The 16708-nt window shown below is 68.8% G+C and carries 17 protein-coding genes and 2 tRNA genes; 10 read left to right on the plus strand and 9 right to left on the minus strand.

From position 1 onward, the window contains the following. Entirely contained in the window at positions 1 to 420 is a 420-nt protein-coding gene (locus KXC42_RS08635) for a cupin domain-containing protein (RefSeq protein ID WP_006551124.1), read from the plus strand. A gap of 16 nt (positions 421 to 436) precedes the next feature. Here the strand turns inward: KXC42_RS08635 and KXC42_RS08640 are convergent, their stop codons facing one another. Continuing rightward, positions 437 to 829 carry a globin gene (locus KXC42_RS08640; protein ID WP_006551125.1) on the minus strand — a complete coding sequence of 131 codons (393 nt, stop codon included), beginning with the start codon at positions 827 to 829 and terminating at the stop codon, positions 437 to 439. Positions 830 to 1015: 186 nt separating this feature from the next. On the opposite strand from KXC42_RS08640, the gene KXC42_RS08645 reads away from it, so the two are divergent. The 3 genes from KXC42_RS08645 to KXC42_RS08655 are packed head-to-tail and all read left to right on the plus strand — an operon-like array spanning position 1016 to position 2437. Next, positions 1016 to 1645 carry an HNH endonuclease gene (locus KXC42_RS08645; protein WP_024100561.1) on the plus strand — a complete coding sequence of 210 codons (630 nt, stop codon included), beginning with the start codon at positions 1016 to 1018 and terminating at the stop codon, positions 1643 to 1645. 59 nt (positions 1646 to 1704) lie between these two features. Then, complete coding sequence (locus KXC42_RS08650; RefSeq protein WP_006551127.1) at positions 1705 to 1977, plus strand: membrane protein; 273 nt, start codon at positions 1705 to 1707, stop codon at positions 1975 to 1977. After that, entirely contained in the window at positions 1964 to 2437 is a 474-nt protein-coding gene (locus KXC42_RS08655; protein WP_006551128.1) for a DUF5130 domain-containing protein, read from the plus strand. The genes KXC42_RS08650 and KXC42_RS08655 overlap by 14 nt, the downstream gene beginning before the upstream one ends. Before the next feature lie 123 nt (positions 2438 to 2560). Here KXC42_RS08655 and pepN read toward each other — a convergent pair whose 3' ends face one another. Further along, a complete protein-coding gene (pepN, locus tag KXC42_RS08660; protein WP_019289038.1) occupies positions 2561 to 5143 on the minus strand; it encodes an aminopeptidase N in 2583 nt (860 codons plus the stop codon). Between the two features lie 63 nt (positions 5144 to 5206). Next, positions 5207 to 6448 (minus strand): NAD(P)/FAD-dependent oxidoreductase, encoded by a 1242-nt coding sequence (locus tag KXC42_RS08665; RefSeq protein ID WP_219130198.1) that lies wholly within the window; start codon positions 6446 to 6448, stop codon positions 5207 to 5209. 159 nt (positions 6449 to 6607) lie between these two features. Between KXC42_RS08665 and KXC42_RS08670 the strand changes: the two genes are divergently transcribed. From KXC42_RS08670 to KXC42_RS08685, 4 genes are all read left to right on the plus strand, one after another. Continuing rightward, complete coding sequence (locus KXC42_RS08670; protein ID WP_006551131.1) at positions 6608 to 7240, plus strand: DsbA family protein; 633 nt, start codon at positions 6608 to 6610, stop codon at positions 7238 to 7240. 37 nt (positions 7241 to 7277) lie between these two features. Next, positions 7278 to 7865: a GNAT family N-acetyltransferase gene (locus KXC42_RS08675; protein WP_039957962.1), complete on the plus strand. Its 588-nt coding sequence runs from the start codon at positions 7278 to 7280 to the stop codon at positions 7863 to 7865. Positions 7866 to 8162: 297 nt separating this feature from the next. Further along, positions 8163 to 8642, plus strand: coding sequence for a ribose-5-phosphate isomerase (locus KXC42_RS08680; RefSeq protein WP_006551133.1), 480 nt, complete (start codon positions 8163 to 8165; stop codon positions 8640 to 8642). 3 nt (positions 8643 to 8645) lie between these two features. Further along, entirely contained in the window at positions 8646 to 9443 is a 798-nt protein-coding gene (locus KXC42_RS08685; protein WP_219130199.1) for an Fpg/Nei family DNA glycosylase, read from the plus strand. Positions 9444 to 9477: 34 nt separating this feature from the next. Here the strand turns inward: KXC42_RS08685 and KXC42_RS08690 are convergent, their stop codons facing one another. The 6 genes from KXC42_RS08690 to KXC42_RS08715 form a co-directional block, all read right to left on the minus strand. Next, positions 9478 to 10257, minus strand: coding sequence for a hypothetical protein (locus tag KXC42_RS08690; RefSeq protein WP_033096453.1), 780 nt, complete (start codon positions 10255 to 10257; stop codon positions 9478 to 9480). A gap of 56 nt (positions 10258 to 10313) precedes the next feature. Then, positions 10314 to 11420, minus strand: a complete 1107-nt coding sequence (locus tag KXC42_RS08695) for a wax ester/triacylglycerol synthase domain-containing protein (protein WP_219130200.1) — start codon at positions 11418 to 11420, stop codon at positions 10314 to 10316. 119 nt (positions 11421 to 11539) lie between these two features. Further along, positions 11540 to 12115, minus strand: a complete 576-nt coding sequence (locus KXC42_RS08700) for a hypothetical protein (RefSeq protein ID WP_219130201.1) — start codon at positions 12113 to 12115, stop codon at positions 11540 to 11542. A gap of 12 nt (positions 12116 to 12127) precedes the next feature. Next, positions 12128 to 13276 carry a zinc-dependent alcohol dehydrogenase gene (locus KXC42_RS08705; RefSeq protein ID WP_217579914.1) on the minus strand — a complete coding sequence of 383 codons (1149 nt, stop codon included), beginning with the start codon at positions 13274 to 13276 and terminating at the stop codon, positions 12128 to 12130. Positions 13277 to 13349: 73 nt separating this feature from the next. Then, positions 13350 to 14507: a glutamate--cysteine ligase gene (locus KXC42_RS08710; RefSeq protein WP_219130202.1), complete on the minus strand. Its 1158-nt coding sequence runs from the start codon at positions 14505 to 14507 to the stop codon at positions 13350 to 13352. Between the two features lie 396 nt (positions 14508 to 14903). Then, positions 14904 to 14977, minus strand: a tRNA-Gly gene (locus tag KXC42_RS08715). Between the two features lie 139 nt (positions 14978 to 15116). On the opposite strand from KXC42_RS08715, the gene KXC42_RS08720 reads away from it, so the two are divergent. Together KXC42_RS08720 and tig are read left to right on the plus strand one after the other, a co-directional pair. Continuing rightward, positions 15117 to 15193 (plus strand) — tRNA-Pro (locus KXC42_RS08720). A 73-nt stretch (positions 15194 to 15266) separates the two neighbouring features. After that, positions 15267 to 16652 carry a trigger factor gene (gene tig, locus KXC42_RS08725; protein WP_373922195.1) on the plus strand — a complete coding sequence of 462 codons (1386 nt, stop codon included), beginning with the start codon at positions 15267 to 15269 and terminating at the stop codon, positions 16650 to 16652. Positions 16653 to 16708 lie beyond the last annotated feature (56 nt).

Below are 16708 nucleotides of genomic sequence, written 5' to 3' on the forward strand. Positions count from 1 at the left end.
ATGAATACGACATCGATCGTCGCGGTCCGGTTGGACGACGTGGAGCTGCGCGACGACCCGATCGACCCTGCGTGGATCCGCGAGGGCGCGCCCGTGGCGCGCAGCGGCCAGTGGGCGACCAGCGCCGACCGCACCACCACCACACACGTGTGGGACTGCACGGCCGGTCGCTTCGACTGGCATTTCGGCGTCGACGAGATTGTTCACATCGTGGAGGGCTCGGTCATCGTCTCGTCCGCAGACTCCGAGCCGCGCACCTTGCGTGCCGGGGACGCGGCGCTCTTCCGAGCCGGGACCACCGCTCTGTGGGAGGTCCCCGAATACGTGCGCAAGCACGCCGTCCTGCGTCGTCACCTGTCGCCGGCGGCGCGGTTCACCCAGAAGGTGGAGGACCGCCTGCGCCGGATTCTGGGCCGCTGAGCTGCGCCGACCTCGGTCAGATGGGGGAATTCATCATCGAGTCGGCCGCCATGTTCATGTAGTCGACGAGCTGCCGGCGGTGCTCGTCGTCGAGCGTCTTCTCGTCGATCGACGCGATCGCGGTGTGCATGCAGCGCAACCAGGCGTCGCGCTCGAGCGGCCCGATCCGGAAGGGATGATGACGCATGCGCAGCCGCGGGTGGCCCCGCTCCTCGGAGTAGGTGCGCGGGCCGCCCCAGTACTGCTCGAGGAACATCCGCATGCGTCGTTCGGCCGGACCGAGATCCTCCTCGGGATACAGGGGCCGGACGATCTCGTCCCGTGCGATCTCCTCGTAGAACCGTGCAGTGAGCCGGCGGAACGTCTCGGCGCCACCGACCGCCTCGTAGAAGGTCTGCTCGTCACTCATCTGTATTCGTTCACCGTCCCTCTCGACCGTCCATTGTGCCCGCTCCCGACCGCACACCGCCCGACGAGCCGTGCCGGGCGGGACCGTCACCGGATGTTCACCGGCCCGACCTGGACCGGTCCGCTGATTCGGGGTGCGATTCGGGAGCATCCGTGGTCCACTGTTCCCAGTCTTTTCGGAGGTCGTATGAAGCACAGCAGCAGCTCGCATCGACAACTCCCGCCCGCGGACGCCCCTGCAGGGGTGCCGGGGGCTACCACACTGCGCGTGGTGCACGACAGCACCGCGACGGTACCCGACTGGTTGAAACGTCGAGTGTTGCTGCTCAACGCCACCTACGAGCCACTCACGGCCCTGCCCGCTCGCAGGGCCGTGGTCCTGATGGCCGGGGGCAAGGCCGATACCGTGCACGACGATCCGCTCGCCCCGCTGGTGCGGTCGGCAGAATGGTCCGTGCAGCTGCCATCGGTGATCCGTCTGCGCAACTATGTGCGCGTTCCGTATCACGCGCGGGTGCCGCTCACCCGGGCCGCGCTCATGCACCGCGACCTGAACCGGTGCGCCTACTGCGGTGGCAAGGCCGAGACGATCGACCACGTCGTGCCGCGCAGCCGAGGCGGCGAGCACACCTGGGAGAACTGCGTCGCATGCTGCGCGCCGTGCAACCACCGCAAGGCCGACAAGCTGCTCACCGAACTCGGATGGACCCTGCGTGTGGTGCCGAATCCGCCCAAGGGCCGGCACTGGCGCCTGCTCGCCACCCTGCCCGAGTTGCACCCCACCTGGCTGCCCTATCTGGGGGAGGGCGCGGCCTGATCGGGCCGTTCTCCGGGGCGTATGAGGCCTTTCGGGCCCGGCTGGGCTAACGTTTGGCTGTGAGCATTCTCGAGACAACCCTGATCTTCGTCGGCATCCCGCTGCTGATCGTCTTGGTCTTCGGTGGGCTGTCCTTCGTCCTGAGCAAGTACCCGGGCTCCACGCCGTCGGACGACCCGTACACGCTCGACCGGAAATGGGAGCACGGACCGCTCCTGTGGACCGCGACCGACGAATCGACCCATCCCTGGAAATACCCGCATCATGGTCACGGTCATGCCGCTCTGACCTCGGCGGAGCTGATCGGAGGTACCGCAAGTGGCAAGTGGTGACGTGATCCAGCGTCCGGTCGTCGCGCCGGAGAACCTGCCGCACGGTGCGGCACTCACCGCGAGCGGACGCATCTCTGCCGTGCGCGGTCTCGGTCAGGCCTTCACGGGTGCGCCCTTCAAGGACCGCGACCTCATCACCCTCGACGACACGCTCACGCACGCGACGCGGATCACCAATGTGCGGTTCACCGTCTACATCGGTGACGACGAGAATCCGGCCGCGGCGACCGACGCCCTGCTGCCGACGACGCCGGACGCCGACAACTCGGTCCTCGTCGCCGTCTTCCCGAACCAGCGGAGCATCGAGATCCGCTCGGGTCGCACCGCCGCCGACCGCGCCACCGACCGGGTGCTGCAGCTCGGCGTGACCGCGGCCGTGTCGTCCTTCGGCCAGGGGAATCTGCTCGACGGCATCACCAGTGCCGTCCGCGTCATCGCGAACGCCATGGTCGCTCCCTAGTCCGGAGCCCACGACCATCTGTGGCCCGCTGCCACTCCGCGAAGGAGAGGCGGCGGGCCACAGTCGTCTCATGTGGGCGTCCCATGTGGGCACCGCCCACGGTCGTTCGGTAAGGTCGGCGCGTCAGGACGCGTCGAACGCGCGTGCCTTCAACGAGCGCACGACCCCGGCACGACCCTCGACGACGAGCCGGCGCAGCGCCGGCGGATGGTCGCCGGCGAGGAACTCGTCTGCCGCAGCCACCGACTGCTCACTGATCGACCACGACGGGTAGAGCCCGATCACGACGGTCTGCGCGACCTCGCTCGAACGACGCTCCCACACTCCCGGCACCTCCGCGAAGTACCGCGCGACGTACGGCTCGAGCAATTCGCCCTGACCGGCCGGGGCGAAACCGCCGATCACGGCGCGCGCCGTGATGTTCGGGACGCTGTCGTCGTGCACGACGGTCTGCCACACCTGCTCCTTGACGGCCTCCTGCGGACGGGCCGCGCGGGCGGCCGCCGCCTGGCGGGCACCCGCGGCCGTCGGGTCGCGTTCGGCCTCCGCGTCGATGAACGGCGACTCCACGCCCTCGGCGTCGACCTCACCCGCCGCGGCGAGCGCCTGGACGATCCGCCAGCGCAGATCGGTGTCGACCGTCAGCCCGGGCAGGCCGACCGTCGCCGGATCGGCGCCCAGCAGCTCCTCGAGCACCTCGGTGTGCCAGGGCGACAGGTACGCGGTGGTCAGCGCGTTGACGAACGCGAGCTGATGGTCGGAGCCGGCGACGGACTCGCGGGCGAGCTCGAGCAGACGGTTGGCGAAGTCCGCCCGGCCCTGCTCCGCGGCCCAGGACGGGTCGGCGTAGCTCTCCAGCGCGGTGTGCGCCTGCATGAGCAGACGCTGGACGACACCGACCTCGGTCTCGGCGGCGATACCGCGCTGCACGAGGGCGACGAAATCGCGCGCCTTCATCTCGGCCTGACGGGTCATCTCCCACGCCGCCGACCACACCAGGGTGCGCGGCAGCGACTCGGCGATGTCGCCGACCCGGTCTATGACGGTCGCGAGCGACTCCTCGTCGAGCCGCACCGAGCAGTACGTCAGGTCGTCGTCGTTGACGAGGACGAACGCGCCGCGCGGCACGCCCACCAGATCGGGGACCTCGGTGCGCTCGGCGGCGTCGACGTCGATCTCCACGCGGTGCGTGCGGACGAGCTTGCCGGAGCCGTCGTCGTCGTACACACCGATCGCGAGGCGGTGCACGCGGAACTCACCGGCGCCGGGCTGGGCACCTTCCTGCACCACCGCGAAACGCGTGAAGTGTCCCTGGTCGTCGACCTCGAAGTCCGGTCGCAGGATGTTCAGGCCGGTGGTCTTGAGCCACTGGGCACCCCAGTCCGACAGGTCGCGGCCGGAGGCCTTCTCCAGCGCGGCGAGCAGGTCGTCGAAGGTGGCGTTGCCGTAGGCGTGGTCGCGGAAGTACTCGCGCAGACCGGCGAGGAAGGGCTCCTGCCCCACATAGGCGACGAGCTGCTTGAGCACCGACGCGCCCTTGGCGTAGGTGATGCCGTCGAAGTTGACCTCGACCGCGGCGAGGTCGGGGATGTCGGCGGCGATCGGGTGCGTCGACGGCAGCTGGTCCTGCCGGTAGGCCCACGACTTCTCGACGTTCGCGAAGGTCGTCCACGCGTTGGTGTACTCGGTGGCCGAGGCCTGGCACAGCACCGACGCGAACGTCGCGAACGACTCGTTGAGCCACAGGTCGTCCCACCAGCGCATGGTGACGAGGTCGCCGAACCACATGTGCGCCATCTCGTGCAGGACGGTCTCGGCGCGGCGCTCGTAGGAGTAGCGGGTGACCTTGGACCGGAAGACGTAGTCCTCCAGGAAGGTCACCGCTCCGGCGTTCTCCATCGCCCCGGCGTTGAACTCGGGCACGAACAGCTGGTCGTACTTGCCGAAGGCGTAGGGGATCCCGAAGTTGGCGTGGTAGAAGCCGAAGCCCTGTTTGGTCTCGGTGAACAGCCGGTCGGCGTCCATGTACTCCGCGAGCGACGCTCGGCAGAAGATGCGCAGCGGGATGGTGCCGTGCTCGTCGGTGTACTCGTCGGACCACACGGCATACGGACCGGCGATGAGCGCGACGAGATAGGTGCTCATCCGCGGGGTGGTGCGGAAGATGTGCAGACCCGGCTGCGCGGCCGCCGTCTGTACGGTGTCGGCGTTGGAGATCACGGCCCAGTCCTGCGGCGCGGTGACCTGCAGGTCGAAGGTGGCCTTGAGATCGGGCTGGTCGAAGCACGCGAACATCCGCTTGGCGTCGGCCGTTTCGAACTGCGAGTACAGGTACACCGCGTCGTCGGTGGGGTCGACGAACCGGTGCAGGCCCTCGCCGGTGTTCGTGTACAGGCAGTCGGCGTCGACGACGAGTTCGTTGTGAGCGGCGAGCCCGGTAAGGGCGATGCCGGTCTCCTCGGAGTATCCGGACACGTCGACGGGGTCGCCGTTGAGGGTCGCCGAATGCACGGTCTTCGCGATGAGGTCGATGAACGTCGAGGCTCCCTCGGTCGCGTCGAATCGCACGGTGGTCACCGATCGGAAGGTCGTGGTGCCCGGCGCGCCGGCACCGTCGGTGAGATCCAGTTCGATGCTGTAGTTGTCGACGGACAGGATCGCGGCCCGTTCGGCGGCCTGCTCGCGGGTCAGATTCGGTGGTGCCACGGGAGAACTCCTTCTCACGACGGAATGTCGGTCGGCGTCCATCCCATCATGATCGGCGAACCCTCACGGAGCGACGTCGGACAACGGCACCGTGGTGTCCGTCAGCCGGCCGACGTCGACGGGCCGCCCGGAGGCGATGAGTGCGCGGAGGTCGTCCCCGGCATCCCAGATGTTGACGTTCATCCCCGCCCGGACCCGCTGCTCGTCGTCGAGCCAGAACGCGAGGAACTGCCTTCCCGGCACGTCGCCGCGGGTGACCACCCGCGCGTCGCGGGGCGCGAGCCCGACATACTCCATGCCGAGGTCGTACTGGTCGGTGAAGAAATAGGGGAGCCGGTCGTAGGTCGCCTCACGTCCGAGCATCGTCGCGGCCGCGACGGCCGGCTGGTTCAGGGCGTTCGCCCAGTGTTCGACGCGCACACGGGTGCCGAGCAGCGGATGCTCCGCCGACGCGATGTCGCCGACAGCGACGATGTCCGGGTCGCTCGTCCGCAGCGATGCGTCGACGAGCACGCCGTCGTCCACCGCGAGTCCGGCGTCGCGGGCCAGCTCGATGTTCGGGCGCGCCCCGACCGCGACGAGCACGGCGTCGGCGGGCACCACACTGTCGTCGCCGAACCGGATGCCGCTCGCGCGACCGTCGTAGGCGACGATCTCGCGCACCGAGGTGTTCGTCCGCAGATCGACACCGTGCGCGCGGTGCAGGTCGGCGAACACCGCACCCATCTCCTCGCCGAGGGCACCGGACAGGGGTTGCTTCGCGGTCTCCGCGACCACCACGCCCGCGCCCCGGTCGCGGGCGTTCGCGGCGATCTCCATGCCGATCCATCCCGCGCCGATGACGGCCAGCCATCCCGCGTGGTCGGTCTCGCCCTGGATCGCGGTGAGCAGCGCATCGGAGTCCTCGATGGTGCGCATGACGTACACGCGTTCGGCGTCGGCTCCGGGAATCGGGACCGTGCGGGGCGTCGAGCCCGTGGCGAGCGCGAGCTTGTCGTAGTGGAGCGTCGACCCGTCGGGCAGCGTCACCGTGTGGGCGGCCGGATCGATCGCGGTGACCCTCGTGCCGAGCAGCAGTTCGACGCGGTGGTCGCGGTACCAGTCGCCGTCGTGCACCGTGAAGTCGGTGAGTTGCTTGCGTCCGGCGAAGTAGTCCTTCGACAACGGCGGTCGCTCATAGGGCAGGTGCTCCTCCGCGCCGATGAGCAGGATGCGCCCGGGAAAGTCGCGGGCGCGCAGTTCCTCTGCCAGTTTGGCGCCGGCCAGACCCGCGCCGACGATCAGAAACGTTTCCTCACCCGACATCGTGGTGCCTCCGCTGTGATGCGTGCCGGACCTGCTTCCCGGCTCCGACGTTACGGCTACCGCCCGCACTACGGCCCGGTTCAGGAAGAATCGTCGACGGGGCCGTGTTGAACATGCTTGTAGTTGTCCGGCCCGTACGAACTCTTGTGAGGAGATCTCTTGAGCGACCTGACCGCCGCGTCCTCGACCGGCAAGGACATCGCCGACTTCTGGTTCGATCCGTTGTGCCCGTGGTGCTGGATCACCTCGCGCTGGATCCTCGAGGTCACGAAGGTGCGCGACATCGAGGCGCGTTTCCACGTCATGAGCCTGGCCGTGCTGAACGAGGGGCGCGACCTGCCGGAGGAGTACGCCGAGCTGATGACGAAAGCCTGGGGCCCGGTGCGCGTCGCGATCGCTGCGGCGCAGAAGTACGGCGACGACATCCTCTCCCCGCTGTACACGGCGATGGGCACCCGCATCCACAACGAGGGCAACAAGGACTTCGCGGACGTGATCGCCGCGTCGCTCGCCGAACTCGACCTCGACGCCTCGCTGGCCGAGGCCGCCGACAGCGACGCCTACGACGAGGCTCTGCGCACGAGCCATCACGCCGGCATGGACAAGGTGGGCCAGGACGTCGGTACCCCGACGATCCATGTCAACGGCATCGCCTTCTTCGGGCCCGTCCTGTCGAAGATCCCGCGCGGGGAAGAGGCCGGCAAGGTATGGGACGGTGTGGTTGCCCTCGCGTCCTACCCGCACTTCTTCGAGCTCAAGCGCAGCCGCGACGAGGAGCCCGACTTCTCCTGACCGGGCACCGCCGTGGCGCTCGGTAGAGTGCAACGGCGTGTCGAACGATCATGTGGTCCGGCCGGCGACGGTGCACGATGTCGAGAAGGCGACGGCAACGCTCGGACGAGCGTTCCGCGACTATCCGTTCACCCGCTACACCGTCGACGGCCGGGACCACGAGACCCGGGTCCGCGACCTCCAAGGGCTCTTCCTCGCCGAGATCGGCATGCGCTGCGGCGAGGTATGGGTCTCCGACGACGTCGACGCCGTGGCCGTCTGGACGACGCCCGGCTCCACCGGACTCGACGAGGCGTTCACGTCCGTCTCCGATCGGGTGACGGAGCTGCGGGGTGATCGTGCCCGCGCCGCCGAACTGGCCGAGCAGGCCACCGCGGAACTGCAACCGAGCGAGCCAGGGTGGTTCCTGGCCACGGTGGGCGTCGATCCCGCCTCGCAGGGGCGCGGCCTGGGACGGGCCGTCCTCGAACCAGGACTTCGCGCGGCCGAGCGGCAGGGGGTCGCGGCCTGTCTGGAGACCTCCTCGGAGGCGAACGTCGCGCTCTACGAACGTCTCGGATTCGTCGTTACCGGTGTCGTGGAGCTGCCGGACGGCGGCCCGAAGGTCTGGGCGATGCGCCGCTGACCTGCCGGGGCGGGGTTCGCCACGCTCGGGACCGAAGGTCGCAACGCTCCGCCGTACAGACTTGTGCTCACTCCGAATTCGATTCTCGGCTTCGGGTCGGGCGCGGACTACCGTGATGCATCACGGCTCGCGGCCTCCCGGACTGCCAGCGGCACCCACCCGCCGCGCTACGGTGCCCTCTGACCCGCCCCCGGCGTGGTGCCCTCTGACCCGCCCCGGCGGGGTGTGCTCCGACCCGCCCCTCGCACGGCGAACGGCGCGTGCGGGCGAGCGGACGAGTCTCGTTAGACTCGGCCCATGCGCGTTTACCTGGGAGCCGACCACGCGGGCTTCGAACGGAAGAATGAGATCATCGAGCACCTGAAGAAGAACGGCCATGAGCCGATCGACTGCGGTGCGTTCGAGTACGACGCCCTCGACGACTACCCGGCCTTCTGCATCGAGGCTGCTCGGCGCACCGTCGCCGACGAGGGCAGCCTCGGTATCGTGCTCGGTGGCAGCGGTAACGGCGAGCAGATCGCCGCCAACAAGGTGCGAGGTGCGCGCTGCGCCCTCGCCTGGAGCGTCGACACCGCCAAGCTTGCGCGCGAGCACAACAACGCGCAGCTCATCGGCATCGGTGGCCGCATGCACAGCCTCGAGGAGACCCTCGCGATCGTCGACGCCTTCCTGTCGACCGAGTGGTCGAACGAGGAGCGTCACCAGCGCCGTATCGACATCCTCGCCGAGTACGAGAAGACCGGCGAGGCTCCGGCAGTTCCCGGCGCACCTGCCTGATCCGTGCCCGAAGGACACATCCTGCACCGGCTTGCCCGGCTGCACCACGAGTGGTACTCGGGTGCGCCGGTGCGGGTGTCCAGTCCGCAGGGGCGGTTCGCCGACGGTGCCGCCGCCGTGGACGGGCGCGTCCTGACCCACGCGGACGCGTGGGGCAAGCATCTCTTCCACCACTACGAGGGCGGTCTCGCCGTCCACGTGCACCTCGGTATCTACGGTGAGTTCACCGACCGCGAGTTGCCGCTCGGCGAACCGGTCGGACAGGTGCGGATGCGGATGATCGGCGCGCGCCACGGCAGCGACCTGCGTGGTCCGGCGGCGTGCGAGGTGCTCACCCCCGGCGAGGTCGAGGCGATCGAGGTCCGGCTCGGTCCAGACCCGCTGCGACCCGACGCCGATCCCGAGCGGGCATGGCGCCGTATCGGCAGATCACGCACCGCGATCGGCGCGTTGCTCATGAACCAGGCCGTCATCGCCGGCGTCGGCAACGTCTACCGCGCAGAAGTGCTCTTCCGTCACGGCATCCATCCGGAACGTCCGGGAAACAAGCTGTCCCGCAGAGAGTTCGACGCGATCTGGGCCGACCTCGTCGAACTGATGAACGTCGGTGTGGAGCACGGGCGCATGCACGTCGTGCGACCCGAACACGACCACGGCGCACCGGCCTACGCCAAGAACAGGCCCCGGACGTACGTCTACCGCCGTGCCGGCGAACCCTGCCGGATCTGCGGGACTCCCGTTCTGCACTCGGTCATGCAGGCGCGGAACCTGTTCTGGTGCCCGGTCTGTCAGCCGAGCTGACCCGACTCAGCTGACCCGACTCAGCAGATCCGACTCAGAAATCGAAGCCCCCGAAATCGAATCCGCCGCCGTCTCCGCCACCGAAGTCGTCACCGCCTCCGTACTCGTCGCCCCCGCCGTACTCGTCACCACCGCCGAAGTCGTCGCCGGCACCTGTCTCCGCCGACGGATCACCGACACCGGATTCGAATGCCTGCGCGTCGTAGGGGACACCGGCCATCCCGGCGAACATCGTCGAGAAGAGCAGCATCGAGCCGACGCCCCACGCGCCCGCGACCAGGGCGGGCTTCCACCACGGCTCCGAATACCAGCCCGCAGGGACAGGCCGGCCCGCGACGCGGCCGCCGGGGTAGTAGTTCGGCGTCGCGGAGGACGGTGACGGCGACGCGGCGATGGTGCGGCCCTCGAAGTCGACGGTGCGCTTCTCGGTGACCTCGCCGGCGGACTTCTGTCCGTCGAGCGTTGGGATCTCCGGCCCCGGGTCCATGCCCATCGCCAGGCGCGCAGCTCGGATGTAGTACAGACCTTCGAGCGCGGTCTGTTTCGCGAGACGCGCCTGCATCGGCGAGTTCGCCTGCTCGATCTGGGAGCCGGCGGCGGTGAAGCGCTCGGAGGCGTCCGCCAGCGCCTGACGCGAGGCGTCGTCGGTGCCGGTCAGGTTGTAGATCTGGCCGCCGAGACGCTCGATCGCCTGCCGTGCGTCGGCCTTGGCGTCGTCGAGGGTGACGGTGCGGTGACGGGTGGTGCTCTTCTGGGAGCGGGAGACGAAGTACACCACGGCACCGACGGCGGCGAGGATGAGCAGAAGTTCCACGGGCCGATCCTTCCGGTGGGGGAGGGTCCTGTCCTCCAGCGTACCGACGCGGGGAGTCACTCCCCGAGGACCGCGCGCATCCCTTCCTGCAGGCACGAATCGAACGAATCGCGGTTGGGGACGACCGTGGGGTCCACCGCCAGGCCCATGCAGCAGGTGTCGCGATAGGACATCGCCGACGCGGTCATCATCGCGCCGTCGGCCGCACCGAAGCCGTAGTACCGCTCGATCTTCGCGCCGCCGACGTAGAGCGGCGCGTGGGAACCGGGGAGCGTGGACACCACCACGTCCCGCGGACCGACGGCGATGTCGGAGTGTGCTCCGGCGGAGGACGGGAACGAGATGTCGATGCGTCGCATGAGATCGACCGTGTCCATCGCGTGGATGTCCGCCTCGTCCTCGGGTGCCATAGGCACCGCCCCGCCGTCCGGCCCGGGGACGACGACACGCAGATCGTCGATCGAGCGGCCGTGCCGCCGCCGGTACTCGCTGCACGCGAGGAGCATCGCAGTGGAGAACCCGCTCGACACGCGGCAGCCGGCGCGTTCGCAGGCGTGACGCAGGGCGGCGAGATCCGCGTCGAGTACGTGCAGTCGCGGCGCGCGGGGTGCGGGCTCCTCGTGGTCGCCGGTGCGTCCGAGCAGGGCGTTGATCAATCCGGTGCCCAGCGAGGTGAACATGTGCGCCGCGGTGCGGAACGACTCGACGCCCTGTTCGGACACCGATCTCGCCCACGACAACATGGACTCGGACTGACCGGGTGAGGGTGCCGAGCCGAGATGCCGGAGCCGGATCACCAGCGCCGACTGGCCACCGCCGAGGCCGTCGAGCAAGGTCAGTTCCCAGCGCGGGTGCCGGAGACCCGAGGGGTCGGGGGCCGTGCGGGCGTAGGCGAGTACCTCCTCGAAAGTCGTCGGGGCGGGCAGGGCGACCCGCTCGAGATGCCACGGCGGATCCGAGTCGGGATGCCCGGCGCGGCGCGGCGGATCGAGCCCGAACGGCAGTTCCACCACCCGGTGCCGGAAACTGGGCGACTCGTGGTTGCCGGGCGCGAGCACGGCGGCGACCCGATCCCAGTCGGGGGTGGCATCGAGAAGGACCGCGGCGACGACGGAGGAGCCGGGAGAGAGGGCCCGGGGGAGGTCGTCGGAGGTGTCCTTCACAAGAGGGACGGTCTCATATCGTGAACGACGCACACCCCTGCTTGACTCTCGCTTTGCACTATCGAGTCGAAAAGGTGACACGTCGTTGCTGGATTCGGGATCTCCCCACGTGCCGGTTCTCACCTCCGTGAGCGCCCTTTCCGGCGTACCACCACCGCTGCGCCCAGATCCGCTGCGGCGATCCACGGTGCGCCGGAGACGAACGGATCGAGCCACTGGTGGTTGACGTCGGCCCGCGAACTCCGCCGCCTCGACGCCCCGCCGTGCGCGGTGATCTCCGACCGGATCCCGCTCTCGGTCACGGGATTGTCGGGACGGCCCTGCATCAGGGCCCGGACCCGGCTCTCGGCAACGTCGATGCGGTCGGCGCCGATCAGGAGCAACCAGTGCGCGGCGCGGCCTTCGCTGTAGCGGCGGTAGGCGTGCCTGCGCACGACGCCGGACAGTCCCTTCAGCGGCGCCGTGGTGCCGAAGACCGGGGTGACGAAGGCATGCTCGATCGAGCGTTCGCGGGTCTCGTACCCGGGCTGGCGTTCGGCGAAGTCCCAGTGCGCGCCGGTCGTCTCAGGTGCGAAGCGTTCCTTCGGCACCGAGGGCCGATCGCGAGGATCCAGGTCGACTCCCCATCCGGGGATGCGGGCGCGCAGTTGGTCGGGGGTCTCCGGGGGTTCGGGCTTGTCTGCGGTGTAGGCCATGGCGGATCCTCCTCAACTTCCGTCGGCGACGATGATCGGCTTGATGCACCTGTCGAGCTTCGACGAGAACATGTGGTAGGCCTCGGGGATGTGTTCGAGCGGGACACGGTGCGTGACGATGTCGTTCGGCTTCAGATAGCCGTTGCGGACGTGCTCGAACAGACGGGGCCACTGACGTTTGACGGGGCACTGGTTCATCCGCAAGGTCAGCCCCTTGTTGAGTGCGTCGCCGAACTTCACGGCACTGAAGATCGGGCCGTAGGCGCCCACCACCGAGACGGTGCCGCCCTTGCGGACACCGTCGATGGCCCAGTTCAGCGCGACCGGCGAGCCACCTTGCATCTTCAATTTGGCGGCCGTGACGTGCTGCAGGAAGTTGCCGTCGGCCTCCGCCCCGACCGCATCGATGGCGACGTCCGCTCCGAGATGACCGGTGATCTTCTTCAGGTGGACGATGATGTCGTCGTACTCCGCGAAGTTGTAGGTCTCGGCGTGAGCGAAGGTCCGGGCCTTCTCCAGCCGGTACTCGAGGTGGTCGATCACGATGACCCGGCCGGCACCCATGAACCAGGCGGACTTCGCCGCGTACAGGCCCACCGGTCCGGCGCCGAAGACCACGACCGTGTCGCCCTCGACGATGTCACCCAGCTGTGCACCGAAGTAGCCGGTCGCGAGGGCGTCGGTGAGCATCAGGGCGTCCTCGCCGTCCATCCAGTCGGGCACGATCGTTGGGCCGACGTCGGCGAACGGCACCCGCACGAACTCGGCCTGGCCGCCGTCGTAGCCGCCGCAGGTGTGCGAGTAGCCGTAGATGCCGCCGACCGCGGTGGCGTTGGGGTTGACGTTGTGGCAGTTGGAGTACAGGCCGCGCGCGCAGAAGAAGCACGACCCGCAGAAGACGTTGAACGGGACCATGACCCGGTCGCCGGGTTTCAGGTTCTGCACCGACGGCCCGACCTCGTGGACCACCCCGACGAACTCGTGACCGAAGGTCGTACCGACGCGGGTGTCGGGCATCATCCCGTGGTAGAGGTGCAGGTCGGAACCGCAGATCGCCGCCAACTCGACGCGCACGATGGCGTCGTTGGGGTGCTCGATCCGGGGAATGTCCTTCTCTTCGACGCGGACCCGATAGGGGCCGCGATAGACCATCGCGCGCATGCGTGCTCTCTCGTCCTGGCTCGTGTGGTCGCGAATACCCGAGGGAAGGCGCTCCAAACGGCAGGTCGCGGGATCAGAGCGCGGGGACGTCCGGGGTGGGATGGGCTCCGCCGGACAGTGGAGGGGTCTGCGGTCCGGCGACGAACGCCCGGTGGAGCGCGTCGACGACGTCGGCGACGGCGTGACGGCGGGCGAACGCGCGTCGCTGCAGCATCGCCCCGGTGCCGCGGGCGAGGCTCGCCTCCCACATCGCCACCGCGCACCGGCGGTCGCCGGCCTCCTCGAGTCGGGGGCCGATGTACCGGAGGAAGGCGCGGAAGGACTGCTGCGCGGTGGTGGGCCGCCCGGTGAACACGTCGACGGCACGTCCGGTCGGCCCCTCGCGAGCAGCGCACAGGTACGCGGCGTGGACGACCTCGTCGGCGACCGGGGGAGCAGTGATGCCCGCCCGGACCTCTCGTTCGGCGGTGGCGACGAGCGCGCGGACGAGCATCGCCAGGAGAACAGTCTCGTCGACGGTCGCCGGCACGTCGCTCACCCGGATCTCGACGGTGGGCAGGTGCGCCGAGGGACGCACGTCCCAATAGATCATGCCCGGATCGAGGATGTTGCCGCTCTCGATCATCATGGCGACGATCGCGTCGTAGTGCTCCGCCGACGTGAACCGCGGGGGAGGACCCGCGCACGGCCACCGGGAGGCCATGATCGCCCGCCAACTGGCGTACCCGGTGTCGCGGCCCCGATGGATGGGCGAGTTGGCCGTCGCGGCCAGCAGGGTGGGCAACCACACCCGGACGTGATTGCACACCAGGACGGCGGTTTCGCGGTCGGCGACACCGACGTGGACGTGGCAGCCGCAGACCTCCTGCTCCTCGGCGAGACGTCCGTACCGCTCGGCCATCGTCCGGTAGCGCGGCACATCCGTCACGGACGCGAGCTTCTGGAGCGTGGGCGACACACCCGACGCGAGCAGACCCGCGTGCGCCTCCCGCGCGGCCGCGGCTGCGACGGTCCGGCCCTCGACGATACGCGCGCGCAACTCGGCCGAGCTGCGGCAGACCGGTGTGTTCACCTCGACCTGGATGCGTTTGAGCTCGTAGTCCATGTCGAGTCCGAGCCGGGCGGCTGCGGCCACGACGAGGTCGTTGCTCGCGGTCAGCCGTTCGGAGGTCGGGTCGACGAGGAAGAACTCCTCCTCGACGCCGACGGTCGGAGCGGGGGTCGGGGGCATGTCCGGAGTCGGTCTGTGGCGCCGAGGCATCGTTGCTTCCCTGCATAGCGAGGCGCCGTCGGTACAGCCGGCGCCGTCGTTGACGCCGGCGCCTTCTCTACCGACCGCTGACCTACGGGGGTGAGACGACGATACTCGGATTTCACACCGGAGAACGGCATTCGATGGTGGAGAGGGACCGACCGGAGGTGGGGCGGGGTCGGTCCCTCCACACCCCCTACGGTGTCATCCGACGACGCCCCACCCGTTCGCGGTCGCGTCCGCTGGAGGGACGCGACGAAGGATCACGACACGGTGGTTCGTGCGGTCGTCGGAATGCGGATGGGCTGGGCCGGACGGGACGGTCCGGAACGACGAAGCCCGCCGGTGCTGTGTGCACCCGGCGGGCTTCCTCCGTGGAGGGGATGACGGGAATCGAACCCGCGTAGCCAGTTTGGAAGACTGGGGCTCTACCATTGAGCTACATCCCCGTTGCGCCTGCAGTGCCGGTGTCGACCGGTGCTGCGGCTTGCGAGATGAGACTGTACCGGACCTCGCTTTGGATTTCATAATCGGGGGGCCGTAGGATTCTGCGATGGGTCCCGCGGTCGGATGCGGTGCCTTCACGACCGGGATGTGGCGCAGCTTGGTAGCGCATCCGCTTTGGGAGCGGAGGGTCGCAGGTTCGAATCCTGTCATCCCGACCAGATCGAACAGCGTCAGCGCGCTCAGTAGTGACACGAACGACCGACAAGAGAGCACGACAGAAGGAGCATGTCCGTGAAGAGCACCGTCGAGCAGCTGAGCCCGACGCGAGTCCGTATCAATGTTGAGGTGCCCTTCGAGGAGCTCCAGCCTGATTTCGACCGCGCTTTCAAGGCCCTCGCCGGCCAGGTCCGCATCCCGGGCTTCCGCCCCGGTAAGGCACCTCGCAAGATCCTCGAGGCCCGCGTCGGCCGCGGAGCCGTCCTGGACCAGGTCATCAACGAGGCCATCCAGAGCCGCTACAGCGAAGCCGTGACCGCGAACGACGTCAAGGTCATCAGCCAGCCCGAGATCGACGTCACCAAGCTCGAGGACAACGTCGAGCTGGCGTTCACCGCCGAGGTCGACGTGCGTCCCGAGATCACCCTCCCCGATTTCTCCGAGATCGCCGTCACCGTCGATCCCGTCGAGATCACCGACGAGGACATCGCCGAGCAGCTTCTGTCGCTGCGTCAGCGCTTCGGCACCCTGACGGGTGTCGAGCGTCCGGTGCAGGACGGCGACTTCGTCTCCATCGACCTGTCCGCGACGGTCGACGGCAACGAGGTTCCAGAGGCCGCCACCGAGGGCCTGTCGCACGAGGTCGGCTCCGGCCAGCTCATCGACGGACTCGACGAGGCGATCATCGGCCTGTCCGCCGGCGAGTCGAAGGAGTTCACCTCCACGCTGGTCGCCGGCGAGTACGCCGGTAAGGAAGCCGTCGTCACCGTCAAGGTCAACACCGTCAAGCAGCGCGAGCTGCCCGAGGCCGACGACGAGTTCGCGCAGCTCGCGAGCGAGTTCGACACCATCGGCGAGCTCGAGGCCGACCTCCGCGAGCGCGTCCAGCGCGTCAAGCAGGTCGAGCAGGCCGGCCAGATCCGCGACAAGGTCCTCGAGGTTCTCCTCGAGACCGTCGACATCCCGGTTCCCGAGGCTGCCGTCCAGGCCGAGGTCGACAGCGCGCTGCACGACGCGATCCACGAGCTCGATCACGACGAGACCAAGCTGAACGAGCTGCTCGAGGCCCAGGGTTCGAGCCGCGAGGAGTTCGACAAGGAAGCACGCGAGTCCGCCGAGCGTTCGGTGAAGACCCAGCTGCTCCTCGACGCGATCGCCGAGGCGGAGAACACCACGGTCGAGCAGCAGGAGCTGACCGAGCGCATCTTCTTCCAGGCGCAGCGCTACGGCATCCCGCCGGAGCAGTTCATCCAGCAGATCAGCCAGGCCAACCAGCTAGGTGCCGTCTTCGCCGACGTCCGCCGCGGCAAGGCACTCGGCACCGTCGTCGATCGCGCCAACGTGACCGACACCACGGGTGCGACCGTCGACACCGCCGAGCTGTTCGGCACCAAGAAGGACGATGACACCGAGGGCGAGAACGCCGAGGCGGAGACCACCGAGGACTCGGCCTCCGAGTAGTCGGACGACCCGCGGAGATTCGAAACCCCAGGGGCCACGAATTTCCGCTTTCAGCG

Source organism: Rhodococcus sp. LW-XY12 (assembly GCF_019317345.1).
Lineage (GTDB): Bacteria > Actinomycetota > Actinomycetes > Mycobacteriales > Mycobacteriaceae > Rhodococcus > Rhodococcus pyridinivorans.